14 protein-coding genes are annotated in these 14,355 nt (G+C 67.4%); 10 read left to right on the top strand and 4 right to left on the bottom strand.

The window, feature by feature from the left end; all coding sequences use genetic code 11:
* Nucleotides 1–49: 49 nt before the first annotated feature.
* Entirely contained in the window at nucleotides 50–1,762 is a 1,713-nt protein-coding gene (locus tag AC57B5_RS03625) for a carboxylesterase/lipase family protein (protein WP_496398754.1), read from the bottom strand.
* A 190-nt stretch (nucleotides 1,763–1,952) separates the two neighbouring features.
* Between AC57B5_RS03625 and AC57B5_RS03620 the strand changes: the two genes are divergently transcribed.
* From AC57B5_RS03620 to AC57B5_RS03595, 6 genes are all read left to right on the top strand, one after another.
* Nucleotides 1,953–2,969, top strand: a complete 1,017-nt coding sequence (locus tag AC57B5_RS03620) for an AraC family transcriptional regulator (RefSeq protein ID WP_012205141.1) — start codon at nucleotides 1,953–1,955, stop codon at nucleotides 2,967–2,969.
* 69 nt (nucleotides 2,970–3,038) lie between these two features.
* Entirely contained in the window at nucleotides 3,039–4,583 is a 1,545-nt protein-coding gene (locus tag AC57B5_RS03615; protein WP_496398753.1) for a protein adenylyltransferase SelO, read from the top strand.
* Nucleotides 4,580–4,993, top strand: coding sequence for a peptide-methionine (R)-S-oxide reductase MsrB (msrB, locus tag AC57B5_RS03610; RefSeq protein ID WP_012205139.1), 414 nt, complete (start codon nucleotides 4,580–4,582; stop codon nucleotides 4,991–4,993). The genes AC57B5_RS03615 and msrB overlap by 4 nt, the downstream gene beginning before the upstream one ends.
* Before the next feature lie 126 nt (nucleotides 4,994–5,119).
* A complete protein-coding gene (locus AC57B5_RS03605) occupies nucleotides 5,120–5,719 on the top strand; it encodes a septation protein A (protein ID WP_034392671.1) in 600 nt (199 codons plus the stop codon).
* Nucleotides 5,716–5,997, top strand: a complete 282-nt coding sequence (locus AC57B5_RS03600; RefSeq protein ID WP_013802780.1) for a BolA family protein — start codon at nucleotides 5,716–5,718, stop codon at nucleotides 5,995–5,997. The genes AC57B5_RS03605 and AC57B5_RS03600 overlap by 4 nt, the downstream gene beginning before the upstream one ends.
* A gap of 81 nt (nucleotides 5,998–6,078) precedes the next feature.
* The gene (locus tag AC57B5_RS03595; protein ID WP_496398752.1) at nucleotides 6,079–6,864 is read left to right on the top strand and encodes a foldase protein PrsA; all 786 of its coding nucleotides are present in this window, start codon (nucleotides 6,079–6,081) and stop codon (nucleotides 6,862–6,864) included.
* 178 nt (nucleotides 6,865–7,042) lie between these two features.
* Here the strand turns inward: AC57B5_RS03595 and AC57B5_RS03590 are convergent, their stop codons facing one another.
* Together AC57B5_RS03590 and AC57B5_RS03585 are read right to left on the bottom strand one after the other, a co-directional pair.
* On the bottom strand, nucleotides 7,043–9,244 hold the full coding sequence (locus AC57B5_RS03590) for a TonB-dependent receptor (RefSeq protein WP_496398751.1): 2,202 nt from the start codon (nucleotides 9,242–9,244) through the stop codon (nucleotides 7,043–7,045).
* Between the two features lie 115 nt (nucleotides 9,245–9,359).
* Nucleotides 9,360–10,124 (bottom strand): ankyrin repeat domain-containing protein, encoded by a 765-nt coding sequence (locus AC57B5_RS03585; RefSeq protein ID WP_012205134.1) that lies wholly within the window; start codon nucleotides 10,122–10,124, stop codon nucleotides 9,360–9,362.
* 201 nt (nucleotides 10,125–10,325) lie between these two features.
* On the opposite strand from AC57B5_RS03585, the gene AC57B5_RS03580 reads away from it, so the two are divergent.
* Nucleotides 10,326–10,802 (top strand): SH3 domain-containing protein, encoded by a 477-nt coding sequence (locus AC57B5_RS03580; RefSeq protein WP_496398750.1) that lies wholly within the window; start codon nucleotides 10,326–10,328, stop codon nucleotides 10,800–10,802.
* Between the two features lie 33 nt (nucleotides 10,803–10,835).
* Here the strand turns inward: AC57B5_RS03580 and thiD are convergent, their stop codons facing one another.
* Nucleotides 10,836–11,717: a bifunctional hydroxymethylpyrimidine kinase/phosphomethylpyrimidine kinase gene (thiD, locus tag AC57B5_RS03575; protein WP_043822751.1), complete on the bottom strand. Its 882-nt coding sequence runs from the start codon at nucleotides 11,715–11,717 to the stop codon at nucleotides 10,836–10,838.
* A 354-nt stretch (nucleotides 11,718–12,071) separates the two neighbouring features.
* On the opposite strand from thiD, the gene AC57B5_RS03570 reads away from it, so the two are divergent.
* From AC57B5_RS03570 to AC57B5_RS03560, 3 genes are all read left to right on the top strand, one after another.
* Nucleotides 12,072–13,190 (top strand): FAD-dependent oxidoreductase, encoded by a 1,119-nt coding sequence (locus tag AC57B5_RS03570; protein WP_496398749.1) that lies wholly within the window; start codon nucleotides 12,072–12,074, stop codon nucleotides 13,188–13,190.
* Between the two features lie 119 nt (nucleotides 13,191–13,309).
* Nucleotides 13,310–13,507, top strand: a complete 198-nt coding sequence (gene thiS, locus AC57B5_RS03565; protein WP_012205130.1) for a sulfur carrier protein ThiS — start codon at nucleotides 13,310–13,312, stop codon at nucleotides 13,505–13,507.
* A gap of 32 nt (nucleotides 13,508–13,539) precedes the next feature.
* Nucleotides 13,540–14,349 (top strand): thiazole synthase, encoded by an 810-nt coding sequence (locus AC57B5_RS03560; protein ID WP_013802786.1) that lies wholly within the window; start codon nucleotides 13,540–13,542, stop codon nucleotides 14,347–14,349.
* The last annotated feature ends 6 nt before the right edge of the window (nucleotides 14,350–14,355 follow it).

The following is a 14,355-nucleotide window of genomic DNA, read 5'->3' as shown; positions in this document are numbered from 1 at the left end:
TGTCTCTCGGGGCTTGCCGCGGCAAGCCCCTGCTCGCTCACCTGCTCGCTCACTGCAGCCGGATGCTGGTCGCGCCCGGCTCGGCATCAAAGATCAGGCTGGACGGCCAGGGCTTCCATGTCTGGCCCAGGGCCGCGTTCTGCGGATTGCCCGTCTGCATGAAGGCCTTGAGGCTGGCCATCATGGCGTTCGACAGCGCAAGCCGGCCCGGGGCATTCGCCGTGCTGTTGGTCACGCGGGAGAACACGGACGGCCCGAAGTTGCCGAAGAGAAAGGGCAGATCGAACGCATGGGCCGCTCCGTAGACCGTGTTCCAGGGCGCGGGCTGGCGCGCCCAGTCGAAGCGGTAGCTCCAGACCTCGGCCTGCCGGGTGCGCAGCGTGTTGAGCAACTGGTCGCGGCTGGGGTCGGCGAACAGATGGGTCAGTTGCGCCATGCGGGCGTTGTAGCCGGTGACCGGCGTATCGACGGGCAGGTAGGCGGCATCGATGATGTCGGCCAGGCCCGGCGCGTTGGGCGACTGCGCATCGAAGGACTGCATCATGCGAAAGCGCGCCGCATCATCGATCCTGAAGCCCGGCTTGCCGCCCAGCGCAGCCAGCAGGGGCGCGAACAGCTTGCCCTCATCGGCCGTGTAGCCGGCCATCACGGGCATGCGGTTGTATTGGCCCGCAGCCAGCGCGGCCATGGGATCGGTGGGCAGCAGCAGGCCGTCGGGAATCGGTCCCGCGCCCGTCAGGCCCTTGGCCACCAGGGTCTGCAGCAGCACGCGCGCATCCTTGCCGCGCAGGTAGGCCGCAATCTGCGCCGGTGTCCAGCCGGCAGCCACCGTGGCCGCAGCCGCCACATCGGCAGCCAGCCCATCGGCCACCATCAGATGGGCCAGCAGCAGCGCGGACTGGGTGGCGTAGGCCGAAGCCGGCTTGAGCGTGGCCAGCACGCCGGCCGGCAGGTTGGATGGAAGCGACAGCCCGCCGCTGATGGGCACCAGCCTGTGGAACAGGCCGCGCGCCGACTCGGCCGCCAGCAGCGCCAGCACATTGGTGGCACCCGCCGACTGGCCCATGAGCGTGACATTGCCCGGATCGCCGCCAAAGCCCGCGATATTGCGCTGCACAAAGCGCAGCGCCTGCAGGTTGTCCAGCAGCGCGAAGTTGCCCGTGGCCGGCGCGCCGGCCTGCATCTGCGGCATGTGCATGTAGCCCAGGATGTCCAGCCGGTAGTTGGCCGTCACCACCACGGCATTGGCGGCGCGCGCCAGGGCCGCACCGTCATACAGCGGATCGGCCGTATAGCCCGAGATGGCGCTGCCGCCATGGATGAACACCAGCACCGGCAGCTTCTCGGCGCCGCTGGCCGGGCGCCAGATGTTGAGCGTCAGGCAGTCCTCGCTGCCCACGGGCTGGCCCAGGGTGGAGGCAATGGTGTCGTCGAAGCGGTTGTTGGCTCCCGGGCCGTACATGCGCCCGATCTGCAGGCAGGCATTGCCGAACTGGCGCGCCTCGCGCACGCCCTCCCAGGCCTTGGGCTCGGCCGGCGGCTGCCAGCGCAGCGCGCCCACGGGCGCCTGGGCAAAGGGCACGCCCTTCCAGTAATAGGTGCCCGTGGCCGCGCCATCGTCCACGCCGCGCAAGGGGCCGTAGGCCGTCTCGCGCAGTTCGGGACCTCCGCCGCCCGAGCCGCCGCAGGCCGCAAGCCACAAAGCCATTGAAGCCACGGCCAGGCGTATGCCGCCAGCCATCCACCGCTGTCCTGTGCGCATGCTTGTCTCCTGAATGGTTTTTGGGGTTTCCCGTATGGGCCGCGCCGGGCCCATGGGTCACACTGCGCAGTCGTTCGCCGCGCTGCAAAAATTCTAGGAACAGCGCGGCAAAACGCCGCTATCGCAACCACGCCAAAACAGTGACTTCAGAACGCAAACAGCGCCCCGAATGGCCCAGGAAAACCCGGTCATGACAACGCAGCGCAGCAGCTCCGCCGCCTGGGTGCGCGGCATCCTGGACATGATGGCCACCGAAGGGCTGGCCCCGCAAAGCCTGTGCGCCGCAGCCGATATCGACCTTGCCGCACTGCAGCATTCGCAGGCCCGTACCGATGTGGACCGAGTGAGCCGGCTCTGGGAGCTGGCCGTGGCCCAGTCCGCCAATCCCACGCTGGGGCTGGACCGGCAACTGGCCGCGCGCCACGGCAACATCGATCTGGTCGGCTACTCGCTGGCTTCGGGCCCGCACCTGCTGGCCGGCTTCCGCGACCTGGAACGCCACATGGCCGTGATCTCGGACGCAACGTCCTTCACGCTGGAGCGCGATGCGCGCGGCTACTGGCTGTCCATACATCACATCGGCGCCACAAGGCCCGTGCCGCGCCAGCGCGTGGAGTTCGCCGTGCTCACGCTGCTGGTGCTGTGCAACTGGCTGACGCGGCGCGATGTCCGGCCGCTGGCCGTGGAATTCATGGCCGAGGCGCCCGCCCCCTCGCACGAGGCCGCCTACCGCGCAGCCTTCGGCCTGCTGCCGCGCTTCGGCGAGGACGCGAACCGCTTCCTGCTGTCCGAGGCCGACCTGCTCGCCCCCATTCCCACGCACAACCCCGAACTGCTGGCACTGCACGAAAAGCTGGTCGAAACCGAACTCGACCACCTGGGCCAGGCCGGCGTGGGCGCGCGCGTGCGCCACGAGATCGCGCGCCTGCTGCCCCAGGGCGAGCCGCGCCGCGAAGACGTGGCCAGCCTGCTGGGCCTGACCGACCGCACCTTGCAGCGCCGCCTGCAGGCCGAAGACACCAGCTACCAGCAACTGCTGGACGAAACCCGGCGCGAGCTGGCCCTGCAGTACCTGGGCGAGCCGCGCCGCAGCCTGGCCGAGGTGGCCGACCTGCTGGGCTTTGTGGACCAGAGCAACCTCTTTCGCGCCTGCCGCCGCTGGTTCGGCATGCCGCCGGGCCAGTACCGGCAGCAACTGCGTGCGTGAATGCATGGGGTGAATGCGCGCATGAACCTTGCGCCCCACGGGGCATAGGCGCTGGGGGACAATTCCCGCATGAACCTGCATGCTGCCGCCGAAGGCCAGGCTCCGGCGACCTCCCCACGCCCTCCCATCTCCTGGCAAGACGGCTTCGCCGCCCTGGGCCCGGACTTCTTCACCCATCTGCGCCCCACGCCGCTGCCCGAGCCGCACTGGATTGCCACCAGCACCGGCACCGCCGAGCTGCTGGGCCTGGACCCGCAGTGGCTGGCCTCCGATGAGGCCCTGCAGGCGCTCACCGGCAATGCCGTGCTGCCCGGCAGCCATCCGCTGGCCAGCGTCTACAGCGGCCACCAGTTCGGCGTCTGGGCCGGCCAGCTTGGCGACGGCCGTGCCATCTTGCTGGGCGAAACGGCCTCGGGCCAGGAAATCCAGCTCAAGGGCGCGGGCCGCACGCCCTACTCGCGCATGGGCGACGGACGCGCCGTGCTGCGCTCGTCCATCCGCGAGTTCCTGTGCAGCGAGGCCATGCACGCCCTGGGCATTCCCACCACGCGCGCGCTGAGCCTCACCGGATCGCCCGCCCCCATTCGCCGCGAAGAGATCGAGACCGCCGCCGTGGTGGCGCGCGTGGCGCCCAGCTTCATACGCTTTGGCCACTTCGAGCACTTTGCGGCGCGCGACCAGATAGCGCCGCTGCGCCAGCTGACCGACTACGTGATAGACCGCTACTACCCCGAATGCCGCACGGCCGAGGCACTGGCCGGCAACGCCTACGCCAACTTCCTGCAGGCCGTGAGCGAGCGCACGGCGCGGCTGCTGGCGCACTGGCAGGCCGTGGGCTTTTGCCATGGCGTGATGAACACCGACAACATGAGCATCCTGGGGCTGACCATCGACTACGGGCCCTTCCAGTTTCTCGATGCCTTCAACCCCGGCCATATCTGCAACCACAGCGACACCCAGGGCCGCTACGCCTTCAACCGCCAGCCCCAGGTGGCCTACTGGAACCTGTACTGCCTGGGCCAGGCCCTGCTGCCGCTGATCGGCGAAGAGGAACTGACCATTGCAGCGCTGGAGTCGTACAAGCAGGTGTTTCCGCAGGCCTATGGCGCCCTCATGCTGCGCAAGCTGGGCCTGCCCGAAGATGCGCCAGGCACGCCGCCCGCCGAGGGGCGCTTTGCCGCCCTGGTGAACCCGCTGCTGCAGCTCATGGCCGACAACGCGGTGGACTACACCATCTTCTTCAGCCGCCTGACCGATGCGGTGGCTGCCGGTGCCAGTGCCGGCACGGACCTCGACCTCGACCTCGAGCCCGTGCGCGACCTGGTGCTGGACCGCGAGGCCTTCGACCGCTGGGCGGCCCTGTACGCACGGCACCTGGCAGGCACGGATGCCGCAGCGGCCGCCGCTTTGATGCAAGAATCGAATCCGCGCTTCGTGCTGCGCAACCACCTGGGCGAGATGACCATCCGCGCCGCAAAGGCCGGTGACTTCGCTCCCGTGCGCCAATTGCTGGCCGTGCTGCAGACTCCGTTCGACCCCCACGCCGAGCATGCCGAATGGGCAGGCTTCCCGCCCGACTGGGCTTCCTCCATCGAGATCAGCTGTTCATCATGAGCTTTCCCATCCACAAGACCGAACAGGAATGGCAGGCCGAGCTGCAGGCCAAGGGCGCCGAACCTGCCGCGTTCCAGGTGACACGCCATGCAGCCACCGAGCGCCCGTTCACCGGCCGCTATGAACAGTTCTGGGCCGATGGCAGCTACCACTGCATCTGCTGCGGCAGCAAGCTGTTCGACTCCGACACCAAGTTCGATGCCGGCTGCGGCTGGCCCAGCTTCGACCGCGCCATCCCCGGCGCCATCACCGAAATCGTGGACCGCAGCCACGGCATGGTGCGCACCGAAACCGTCTGCAGCCAGTGCGGCGCCCACCTGGGGCATGTGTTCCCCGACGGCCCCTCCGACACAGGACTGCGCTACTGCATGAATTCCGCATCGCTGGAATTCGAGCCGCCCAAGGCCTAGGCTCCAGGCACGCAAAAACCCCAGGCCACGCGGCCCTGCACCGGTGCCGGGCCGCGCCGGCTGCGCCACAATGCGCCTGCCAAGCTCAGGCCCCATGCCTGACTCCAAGCCCATCGAAACCTTCCAATGAAGTTACTGATCGACTTTTTCCCCATCATCCTGTTCTTCGTCGCCTTCAAGGTCTGGGGCATCTACACGGCAACGGCCGTGGCCATCGTCGCCACCATTGCCCAGATCGCCTATCTGCGCGTGCGCCACGGCAAGGTCGAGCCCATGCAATGGGTGAGCCTGGGCGTGATCGTGCTGTTCGGCGGCGCCACCTTGCTGGCCCACAACGACACCTTCATCAAGTGGAAGCCCACCGTGCTGTACTGGCTCATGGGCAGCGCCCTGTTGATAGGCCAGCTGGTGTTCCGCAAGAACCTGCTGCGCTCGGTCATGGGCGCACAGCTGCAACTGCCCGACAACGCATGGCGCACCCTGAACTGGAGCTGGGCGGCGTTCTTCGCGGTCATGGGCGCGCTCAACCTGGTCATCGCCTACCGCTTCGACACCGACACCTGGGTCAACTTCAAGCTGTTCGGCGGCATGGGGCTGATGCTGGTCTTCGTGATCGGCCAGGCCATCTACATGAGCCGCTTCATGCAGGAAGACAAGGGCGAGGCAGCAGCCGCCACGCCCGACGCCCTGCCCCCGTCTGGCGTGCAGCAGGACAAGCAGCCATGAGCGCGCCCGCCCATCCGCTGCCCATCACCGCCGAAGCCATGCAGGCCGTGCTGCGCGAGCGCCTCGCCCCCGATCACCTGGAAGTGATCGACGAGAGCCACCAGCACGCCGGCCATGTGGGCGCCAACGGCACCGGCTTCGGCACGCATTTCCGCGTGCGCATTGCGTCACCTTTGTTTCAAGGCAAGCCACGCGTGGCACGCCATCGCCTTGTGTATGATGCGCTGCAAGAATTCATTGACCAGGGCGCACACGCCATCGCCATCGAGGTTCTTTGAACTTTTACAGGCTCCGACGATTCGGAGCCTGTTGCGTATCCGCGCTATAGAATCAATTTTTCCTTCATATCTGGAATTCGCATGAAAAAACAGCTTCTGACCAGCCTGGTGACTGCCGCCGTGCTGAGCACCGCGGCCCTGTCCGCCTCGGCCCAGAACATCGCCGTCGTCAACGGCAAGGCTGTGCCCAAGGCACGCGCCGAAGCGCTCAAGCAACAGATCGAGCAAAGCGGCCGCCCCGTGACGCCCGAGCTGGAAGGGCAGATCAAGGAAGAAGTCATCGCCCGCGAGATCTTCATGCAGGAAGCCAACAAGCGCAGCCTGGCCAACAGCGAAGCCTACAAGCAGCAGATGGAACTGGCCCGCCAGACCATCCTGATCCGCGCGCTGTTCGAGGACTTCCAGAAGAAGAACCCCGTGACCGACGCCGAAGCCAAGGCCGAGTACGACAAGGCCGTCGCTGCCAACAGCGGCAAGGAATACAAGGCCAGCCACATCCTGGTCGAGTCGGAAGACCGCGCCAAGGCCATCATTGCCGAGATCAAGGCCGGCAAGAAGTTTGAAGACATCGCCAAGAAGGAGTCCAAGGACCCCGGATCCGGCGCCCGTGGCGGTGACCTCGACTGGGCCAACCCCGGCAACTACGTGCCCGAGTTCTCCGAAGCCCTGATCAAGCTCGAAAAGGGTGGCATGACCCAGGAGCCGGTCAAGACCCAGTTCGGCTACCACATCATCCGCCTGGACGACGCACGTCAGGCCGAACTGCCCAAGTTCGAGGAAGTCAAACCTGAGATCGTGAAGCAGCTGCAACAGCAAAAGCTGGCGCAATTCCAGGAATCGCTGCGCGAAAAGGCCAAGATCCAGTAAGATGCGTACGAGTCGGCGGTTTTTGCCGCCGGCCTGACCATCACCAGCCCGCCTTGTGCGGGCTCTTTTTTTGTCCGACGACCCTGTCAAAAACAAAAGCTGCCCTCTGGGGGCAGCTTGCACGCATTGTTGCCTGCGGCCGACACGCTGAGCGTCGGGCCCCAGGCAATCCGGCACTTCAGAACTGATAGGTTGCCGTTACCCTGGCCGTGCGGCCTTCGCCGTATTCAACGGCCGAGGAACGCGACTGCTCGCCCAGGCGCTGGCGCACGCCGGCCACATAGGCCTTGTTGCCGATGTTTTCGAGATTGAGCCTGAGCTTCCATTGCCGGTTGAGTTCATAGCCGACCATGGCGCTGTGCACCCAATAGGCAGAGAGTTTCCCATCGCCTGCCGAGGTGACATTGCGCGTGCCCACGAAGCGCACCCCATAGCCCAGCGTCCAGCCTTGGGGCAATGCATAGGTGGTCCACAGGTTCAGCGAATGGCGCGGCGTATTGCCCAGCGCCTGGCCCACACGCGCAGGCTCGTTCAATGACTTGAGGGTCTTGCTGGCCATGAAGGTGTAGTTGGCGAAGACATCCCATTGCGGCGTCACCTTGCCTGCGGCACCGAGCTCCAGCCCGCGCACGCGCTGCTCTCCGGCCAGCAGATAGCTGCCATCGGCCATCTGCTCTCGGGCATTGGTCTTGTCCACCTGGAACAGGGCGCCGGTCAGCGCCAGCTGGCGGTCCAGCACATCCCACTTGGTTCCCAGTTCCAGGCTGGTGTTCTTCTCGGGTGCCAGCGAGGCCGTGGCCGCATCCAGGCCCGAGCCCGTGGAGACCAGGAATTCCGCGGAAGGATTGAAGGCCGTGCCGTAGGCCAGGTAGATGCGGCCGTTGTCGGCGGGCTTGAAGCTCAGGGCCGTGCGGCCGCTGAGCCGGCCGTCGGAGCTGTCCACCGAGGTGCGCACGCCAGCGGCCGTTGTGGCGTTGGAGCGCCCGTCGATCCAGTCATAGCGCAGGCCAAGGTTCAGATCCCAGCGCGGACCCAGCGCAATGGAGTCGGTGGCATACAGCGCGCGGGTGTCCAGGCTGGTTTCGTTCCTTCCGCTGTTTTGCAAGTCCGTCGTGCCCGTCCAGTATCCGGGCGGACGGGCCAGCGGATAGCCGCCGGCCGGGAACTGCCGGTTGATGTTGTAGGAAGAGGTGGTGCGGTCATAGGTCTCGCGTGCGATCTCGAAGCCCGTGATCAGCGTATGCCCCAGCACGCCTGTGTCGAAGCGCTGGGTCAGGTTGGCCTGGTTGATCCACAGGGTGGTGGCCGCATCGCGGCCATAGGCCTGGGGCCCTGCGGGCCGGTAGTAGCCAGGCTGCATGCCCCGGAGATCGACATGCGAGGCAGAGATCACGGTATCGCGGCTCAGCCGCGAGTAGCGCGAGAGGTTCTGCAGCTTGGCGCCCGAGGCGAAGTCATGCTCGATCTTCGCGGTCAGGGCATCCTGGCTGATCTTTTCCCGGTCAAGGTTGCGCCAGCCGAAATAGGCATTGCGCGAGACGCCATCGAGCATCTTGCCGCGAAAGGCCGGCACACCAAAGTCGGGAAGATTGTCATCGTTCTGGTGGAAGAAGCTGAGAGTCACGCGCGTGGGCGAATTCAATCCCAGAGCCAGCGAGGGCGCCACACCCCAGCGCCGCTTGAAGATGGTGTCGCGCCCGGCCACGTCGCTGTCATGGCCCATGAGGTTCAGGCGCATGGCGGCCTTGCCGCCAGCCAGCACCCGGTTGGTGTCGAGCGTGAGGCGCCGGTAGCTGGCCGTGCCCAGGCCTGCGTCGGCCTCGGTGAAGTCATGGGCCTTGGGCTGCTTGCTGATCATGTTGATGCTGCCGCCCGAGGTGCCTGCCCCGCCAAAGACCGAGTTCGGGCCCTTGATGACTTCGACAGACTCCGTGTTGAAGAGGTCGCTACGGTTGTTCTGCCCACTGTCGCGCAGCCCGTCGATCTGCAGGTTGGCGTTGGCGCTGAAGCCGCGGATGTTGATGCTGTCGCCCGAGCCCGCACCGCCCTCGCCCGCATTGAAGGTGATGCCCGACACATTGGACAGCGCCTGCTGCAGGCTCAGGGCGTTCTGTTCCTGGAGCACCTGCCCCGGTACCACCGTAATGGTCTGGGGCACGTCCAGCAGCGGCTTGGCGTACTTGACCGAGCCGGATGCCTCGGTGCGCGAGCCGGTGGTGCGCGGCCCCGAAACGGTGACCGGCGCCAGCTGGACCTGGCGATCCTCAGGGGGCACATCCTGCGCGTATGCGGGTGTGACCAGCGCCGCAGCGAAGACCGAATAAAGGCATGACTGGGGGCCGGAGACGAAAGGTCGGGAACGGCAATCTGAAGTGCGCATGGCAAGGGCCTTTGTTGAAAATGAAAATCATTTGCAACAAGGCCTTTCCCAAGCAATCAGATCCGTCTGATTCTGATGCTCAGACCTTGATTTCAGTCGTTTTCGCTTGCGTCGATCAGCGCGCTCCCGCCTCCTGCAGCAGCCGCTCCACCTCATGCTGGCTGCGCTGGCGGGCGTGGGCCAGGGCCGTGACGCCGTCCTTGTCGGGCAGGCTGAGGTCCGCCTTCGCCGTGATCAGCTGGCGCACGATGTCCTGGTAGCGCGGGCCACCATCGCCCAGCAAAACGGCTTCGAGCAGGCAGGTCCAGCCCAGCCGGTTCACATGGTCGGCCCGCACACCGGCAGCCAGCAAGGCCTGCACGGTATCGACGTGGCCGCGCTCGCAGGCGGGGATTAGCGCCGTGCCGCCATAGCGGTTGACGCTTTGCAGGTCCGCACCATACGACAGTGTCATGCGCAGGATTTCCAGCCGGCCCAGGGCACCGGCCAGCAGATAGGCGCTGTCCTGCAGGTCGTTCTTGAGATTGGGATTGGCCCCGTGGACCAGCAAGGAGCGCGCGACCTCGACATGGTTGCCGCGCACGGCCAGCAGCAGCGGCGTGTTGCCCTGCGGATCGCGCACATCCACCGGCGCGCCGCGCTTGAGCCAGTCGCGCACCTGCAGCGCTTCGCCCGCCTGGGCGGCCGCCAGCAGCGCGGGGCCGAATTCGGGGCGGTTCACCACACCCTCCTGCGCCTTGGCCGCGTCGCGGCCCTCGGCGGCTGCGGCAACGGCCTGGGCCTCCTGCGCCTGGACGTCCGCCAGTCCCGCCGCAAGGCAGGCCGTCAGAATCGCCGCGTGCCGGCCCTGCGCGCCGGATCGGGAAACAGCATGGTGCATACAAGCCCTCCTGGAAAACACTGTGGTGCGGCAAGCGTACGGCAAGCCCGGGCGATTGCACGCGAACCCGGGGTGCCGCCCGTCAGTTTCATTCAGGAACTATAGCGGCATCGCCTGATCCCACGCGCTTTCCCTGGGCTCGGCCCGCGCTGGAAAGTCTCCGCGCGCCAGCCGACCTCGAACGAAAGGAGACCCGTTCCCGTGCCTTGCAATCAACGCCGTGCCGCCCGCTGGCTGGCAGCAGCCGCCACCGCCCTCGCCGTCCTCACCACCACCCTGGCCCCGGCCGCCGCCCATGCGCGCGAGTTCGTCAGCGTCAAGGGATCCAGCGTCAATGTGCGGCAGCAGCCCACCACGCGCTCGGCCACGCTGTGGGAACTGGGCAAGGGCTATCCGCTGCAGGTGATGCAGCGCAAGGGCCAGTGGCTGCGCGTCAGGGACAACGAGAGCACGCTGGGCTGGGTGCATGCGCCGCTGACCGGCAAGACCCCGCACATGGTGGTGACCGGGCGCACCGCCAACCTGCGCGCCGGCCCGGGCCAGAACCATCGCGTGGTGGGCAAGCTGGCTGAAATGGAAGTGGTGCGCACGCTCAGGAAACAGGGCTCCTGGGCCCAGGTCCAGCGCGACAACGGCCAAAAGGGCTGGGTGGCGCGCAGCCTGACCTGGGGCTGGTGACCTGGGCTGATTACCTGGACGTCTGGCTGACGTTCAGCCGTTGACCACAACCTGCGCGCGCGGCGCATAGCCGTGGTTCAGCGGGCCATGGCCGGCGCCCGTGAACACATCGGCGCCGGCCGCAATCGCGCCCAGGATGTAATCGCGCGCCTGGGCCACGGCCGCCTCCAGCGGCAGGCCCAGCGCCAGGTGCGAGGCAATCGCCGAAGACAGCGTGCAGCCCGTGCCGTGCCCGTTGTGCGTGGCAATGCGCTGCGACTGCAGGCGCAGCCGCTGGCCGTTGCCATGGCCCAGCAGGTCCACCACCAGATCGCCCGACAAGTGCCCGCCCTTGAGCAAGGCGGCCGGCGCCCCCAGCGCCAGGAGTTCCTGCACGGCGCCGTCCAGTGCGTCTATGCCCTCAATGGAGTGGCCCAGCAGCAGCGCCGCCTCGTCCAGATTGGGCGTGACCACGGTGGCCAGGGGGAACAGTTCGCGCACCAGCACGGAGGCGGTTTCCGGCGCGATCAGCCGGTCGCCGCTGGTGGCCACCATCACGGGGTCCAGCACCACGTTGCGCAACTGGTGGCGGCGGATGGCATCGGCCACCACCTGCACCACCTCGGGCGTGGCCAGCATGCCGATCTTGACGGCGTCGGCGCCGATGTCCTCGACCACCGCATCGATCTGGCCGCGCAGTATGTCCACGGGAATGCCGTGGATGCCGCTGACGCCCAGCGTGTTCTGCACGGTGATGGCCGTGATGGCCGTCATGCCGTAGCAGCCCAGGGCGCTGCAGGTCTTGAGGTCGGCCTGTATGCCGGCGCCGCCACCGCTGTCGGAGCCCGCGATGATGAGCACGCGGGCATAGCGCTTGCGCGCGGCGGGAGCCGGTTCGGGGGATGCGGCGGTCGAAGGGGAGTGGTCGGCAGTCATGGGCGAAAATTATCACCCATGCGCATGGTCAATACCGGCAGCTGCGGGATGTGCTGTAATGCCTGCTGACGGACGAAACAGGGGTGTCCCGTCGGTGAAACAGGGCCTGGCCCGCCTCGCCGATGCGTGACTGAGAAACACCCTGGGGCCCCGGGGCGACCAGCCCCCTGCCGCACAAGCCTGCACCACAGGCACCTTGCCGCGCAGCGCCCCTGCACCCGATCCAGGTCATGCTGGCGTGGGGAGTTTCAATCAATCGGGGTGGTACGCCGCGTTTTGTCCAGCACATGCCCTGTGCGCGGACAGCCGGCCGGCAGTCCCACGGGCATGGGCGCACTTGACCACCAGATGCACATGTCCGTTCTACAAGCTTCTTCCCGCATCGCCATTCTGGGCGGCGGCCTCATGGGCCGGCTGCTGGCATTGGCGCTGGCCCGTCGCGGCCACGGCATTGCCGTATACGACGCCCACGGCCCCGAAGGCGATGGCGCAGCGGCCCGCGTGGCAGCCGCCATGCTCGCGCCCCTGGCCGAATCGGCCATCACCGAGCCCGGCGTGGTGCGCATGGGCCAGCACGGCCTGACGCGCTGGCCCGAACTGCTGGCCCAGCTCGATGCGCCCGTGTTCTTCCAGCAAAACGGCACCCTCATCCTCTGGCACCGCCAGGACGCGGGCGATGCCCAGCGCTTCTTCGGCCTGCTGGAGAAAAACCGCCGCATCAACCCCAGCCTTCCCGCGCTGCAGCCGCTGGCCGACCAGGCCCTGCACGACTGCGAGCCCGCACTTGAGCGGCGCTTTGCCCAGGCCATGTACCTGCAGGGCGAAGGCCAGCTGGACAACCGCCAGCTGCTGGCCGCACTCCACGCCACGCTGACCCGCCTGGGCGTGGAGCAGCACTGGAACCAGCCGCGCGAGCTGGCCGACTTCCAACCCGGCACGCCGGGCCAGCCCGACTGGGTGCTGGATTGCCGGGGCCTGGGCGCACGCGGCCAGTGGCCTGCGCTGCGCGGCGTGCGCGGCGAGGTGGTGCGCATCCACGCGCCCGAGGTCACGCTGCAGCGGCCCACGCGCCTGATCCATCCGCGCTACCCGATCTACATTGCGCCCAAGGAGGACCACCTCTTCGTCATCGGCGCCACCGAGATCGAGTCCGACGACATGTCGCCGGCCAGCGTGCGCTCCACGCTGGAGCTGCTGAGCGCCGCCTACACCGTGCATCCGGGTTTTGCCGAGGGCCGCATCGTCGAGATAGCCACCCAGTGCCGCCCCACCCTGCCCGACAATCTGCCGGCCGTGCGCTGGAGCGCGTCGCGCGTGATGGAGGTCAACGGCCTGTACCGCCATGGCTTCATGATCGCGCCGGCCATGCTGGACGTGGTGCTGCAGCTGCTCGACAGCGGCGATTCCGAACTGGCCCGCCGCTTCGATGTCGCCGTCGAGAATGCGCCATCGCAGCACAAGGCAGCCGCCTGAACGGCACGCACGGCACTTTCACGCACAACAGACCGGACATGCATGCAGGGTCGCCAGGCCCGGCCCTGCCTAAGATCGAACAAGCCCCCGTACCCGCCTTTCGTTTCCCCCCAGCCGCCATGAACATCACCATCAACCAGCAAGCGACCGAACTGAGCGACGGAGCCACCGTGGCCGACGCGCTGGCCCAGCTTGCGCCGCGCCCGCCCTTTGCCGTGGCCATCAACACCGTCTTCGTGCCCAAGGCCCGCTATGCCGAGCAGGCGCTGAACGACGGCGACCGCCTCGAAGTGATCTCGCCGGTGACCGGCGGCTGATGCCTCATCCGACTCTCCCATTGCCTCACGCCATGACGACTTCCGCCCCTTCCTCCGACGACAGCCTGGTCCTGTACGGCCAGCGCTTTGACAGCCGCCTGCTGCTGGGCACCTCCCGCTATCCCTCGCCCGCCGTGCTGGAAGCTGCCGTGCAGCGCGCCCGCCCGGCCATGGTCACGGCCTCGCTGCGCCGCCAGGGCAGCAATGCCGCCGAGACCGGTGCCAGCTTCTGGGAACTGCTCAGAAAGCTCAACGTGCCCGTGCTGCCCAACACTGCCGGCTGCATGACCGTGCAGGAAGCCGTCACCACGGCCCAGATGGCGCGCGAAGTCTTCGAGACCCCCTGGATCAAGCTGGAGCTGATCGGCGACGACTACACCCTGCAGCCCGACACGCTGAACCTGGTCGAGGCCGCCTCCATCCTCATCAAGGACGGCTTCCAGGTCCTGCCCTACACCACCGAGGACCTGGTGCTGTGCCAGCGCCTGGTGGATGTGGGCTGCCAGGCCGTCATGCCCTGGGCGGCGCCCATCGGCACGGGCCGCGGCCCCGTCAACCCCTACGCCATGCAGACGCTGCGCGAGCGCCTGAAGGTGCCGCTGATCGTGGATGCGGGCCTGGGCCGGCCCTCGCATGCCTGCCAGGTCATGGAATGGGGCTATGACGCCGTGCTGCTGAACACGGCCGTGGCCCTGTCCGAAGATCCCGTCGCCATGGCCGGCGCCTTTGCCGATGCCGTGAATGCCGGCCACGCCGCCCACCGCGCCGGCGCCATGGCCGAGCAATCGGCCGCCCAGCCCAGCACGCCCGTGCTGGGCACGCCGTTCTGGCACCACGGCTGAGGAGAC

This window comes from Delftia sp. BGA-UO-ETr-SB1, assembly GCF_059567865.1.
The sequence above is the reverse complement of the archived record's forward strand: the minus strand, read 5'-3'. Positions and strand labels throughout refer to the sequence as shown.

What these genes read in the sequence shown, in the direction of transcription:
- AC57B5_RS03590 (WP_496398751.1), bottom strand. Translation starts at nt 9,244, where the DNA reads ATGCGCACTTCAGATTGCCGTTCCCGACCTTTCGTCTCCGGCCCCCAG.
- AC57B5_RS03620 (WP_012205141.1), top strand. Translation starts at nt 1,953, where the DNA reads ATGACAACGCAGCGCAGCAGCTCCGCCGCCTGGGTGCGCGGCATCCTG.
- msrB (WP_012205139.1), top strand. Translation starts at nt 4,580, where the DNA reads ATGAGCTTTCCCATCCACAAGACCGAACAGGAATGGCAGGCCGAGCTG.
- AC57B5_RS03570 (WP_496398749.1), top strand. Translation starts at nt 12,072, where the DNA reads ATGTCCGTTCTACAAGCTTCTTCCCGCATCGCCATTCTGGGCGGCGGC.
- thiD (WP_043822751.1), bottom strand. Translation starts at nt 11,717, where the DNA reads ATGACTGCCGACCACTCCCCTTCGACCGCCGCATCCCCCGAACCGGCT.
- AC57B5_RS03605 (WP_034392671.1), top strand. Translation starts at nt 5,120, where the DNA reads ATGAAGTTACTGATCGACTTTTTCCCCATCATCCTGTTCTTCGTCGCC.
- AC57B5_RS03585 (WP_012205134.1), bottom strand. Translation starts at nt 10,124, where the DNA reads ATGCACCATGCTGTTTCCCGATCCGGCGCGCAGGGCCGGCACGCGGCG.
- AC57B5_RS03595 (WP_496398752.1), top strand. Translation starts at nt 6,079, where the DNA reads ATGAAAAAACAGCTTCTGACCAGCCTGGTGACTGCCGCCGTGCTGAGC.
- AC57B5_RS03560 (WP_013802786.1), top strand. Translation starts at nt 13,540, where the DNA reads ATGACGACTTCCGCCCCTTCCTCCGACGACAGCCTGGTCCTGTACGGC.
- AC57B5_RS03600 (WP_013802780.1), top strand. Translation starts at nt 5,716, where the DNA reads ATGAGCGCGCCCGCCCATCCGCTGCCCATCACCGCCGAAGCCATGCAG.
- AC57B5_RS03615 (WP_496398753.1), top strand. Translation starts at nt 3,039, where the DNA reads ATGAACCTGCATGCTGCCGCCGAAGGCCAGGCTCCGGCGACCTCCCCA.
- AC57B5_RS03625 (WP_496398754.1), bottom strand. Translation starts at nt 1,762, where the DNA reads ATGCGCACAGGACAGCGGTGGATGGCTGGCGGCATACGCCTGGCCGTG.
- thiS (WP_012205130.1), top strand. Translation starts at nt 13,310, where the DNA reads ATGAACATCACCATCAACCAGCAAGCGACCGAACTGAGCGACGGAGCC.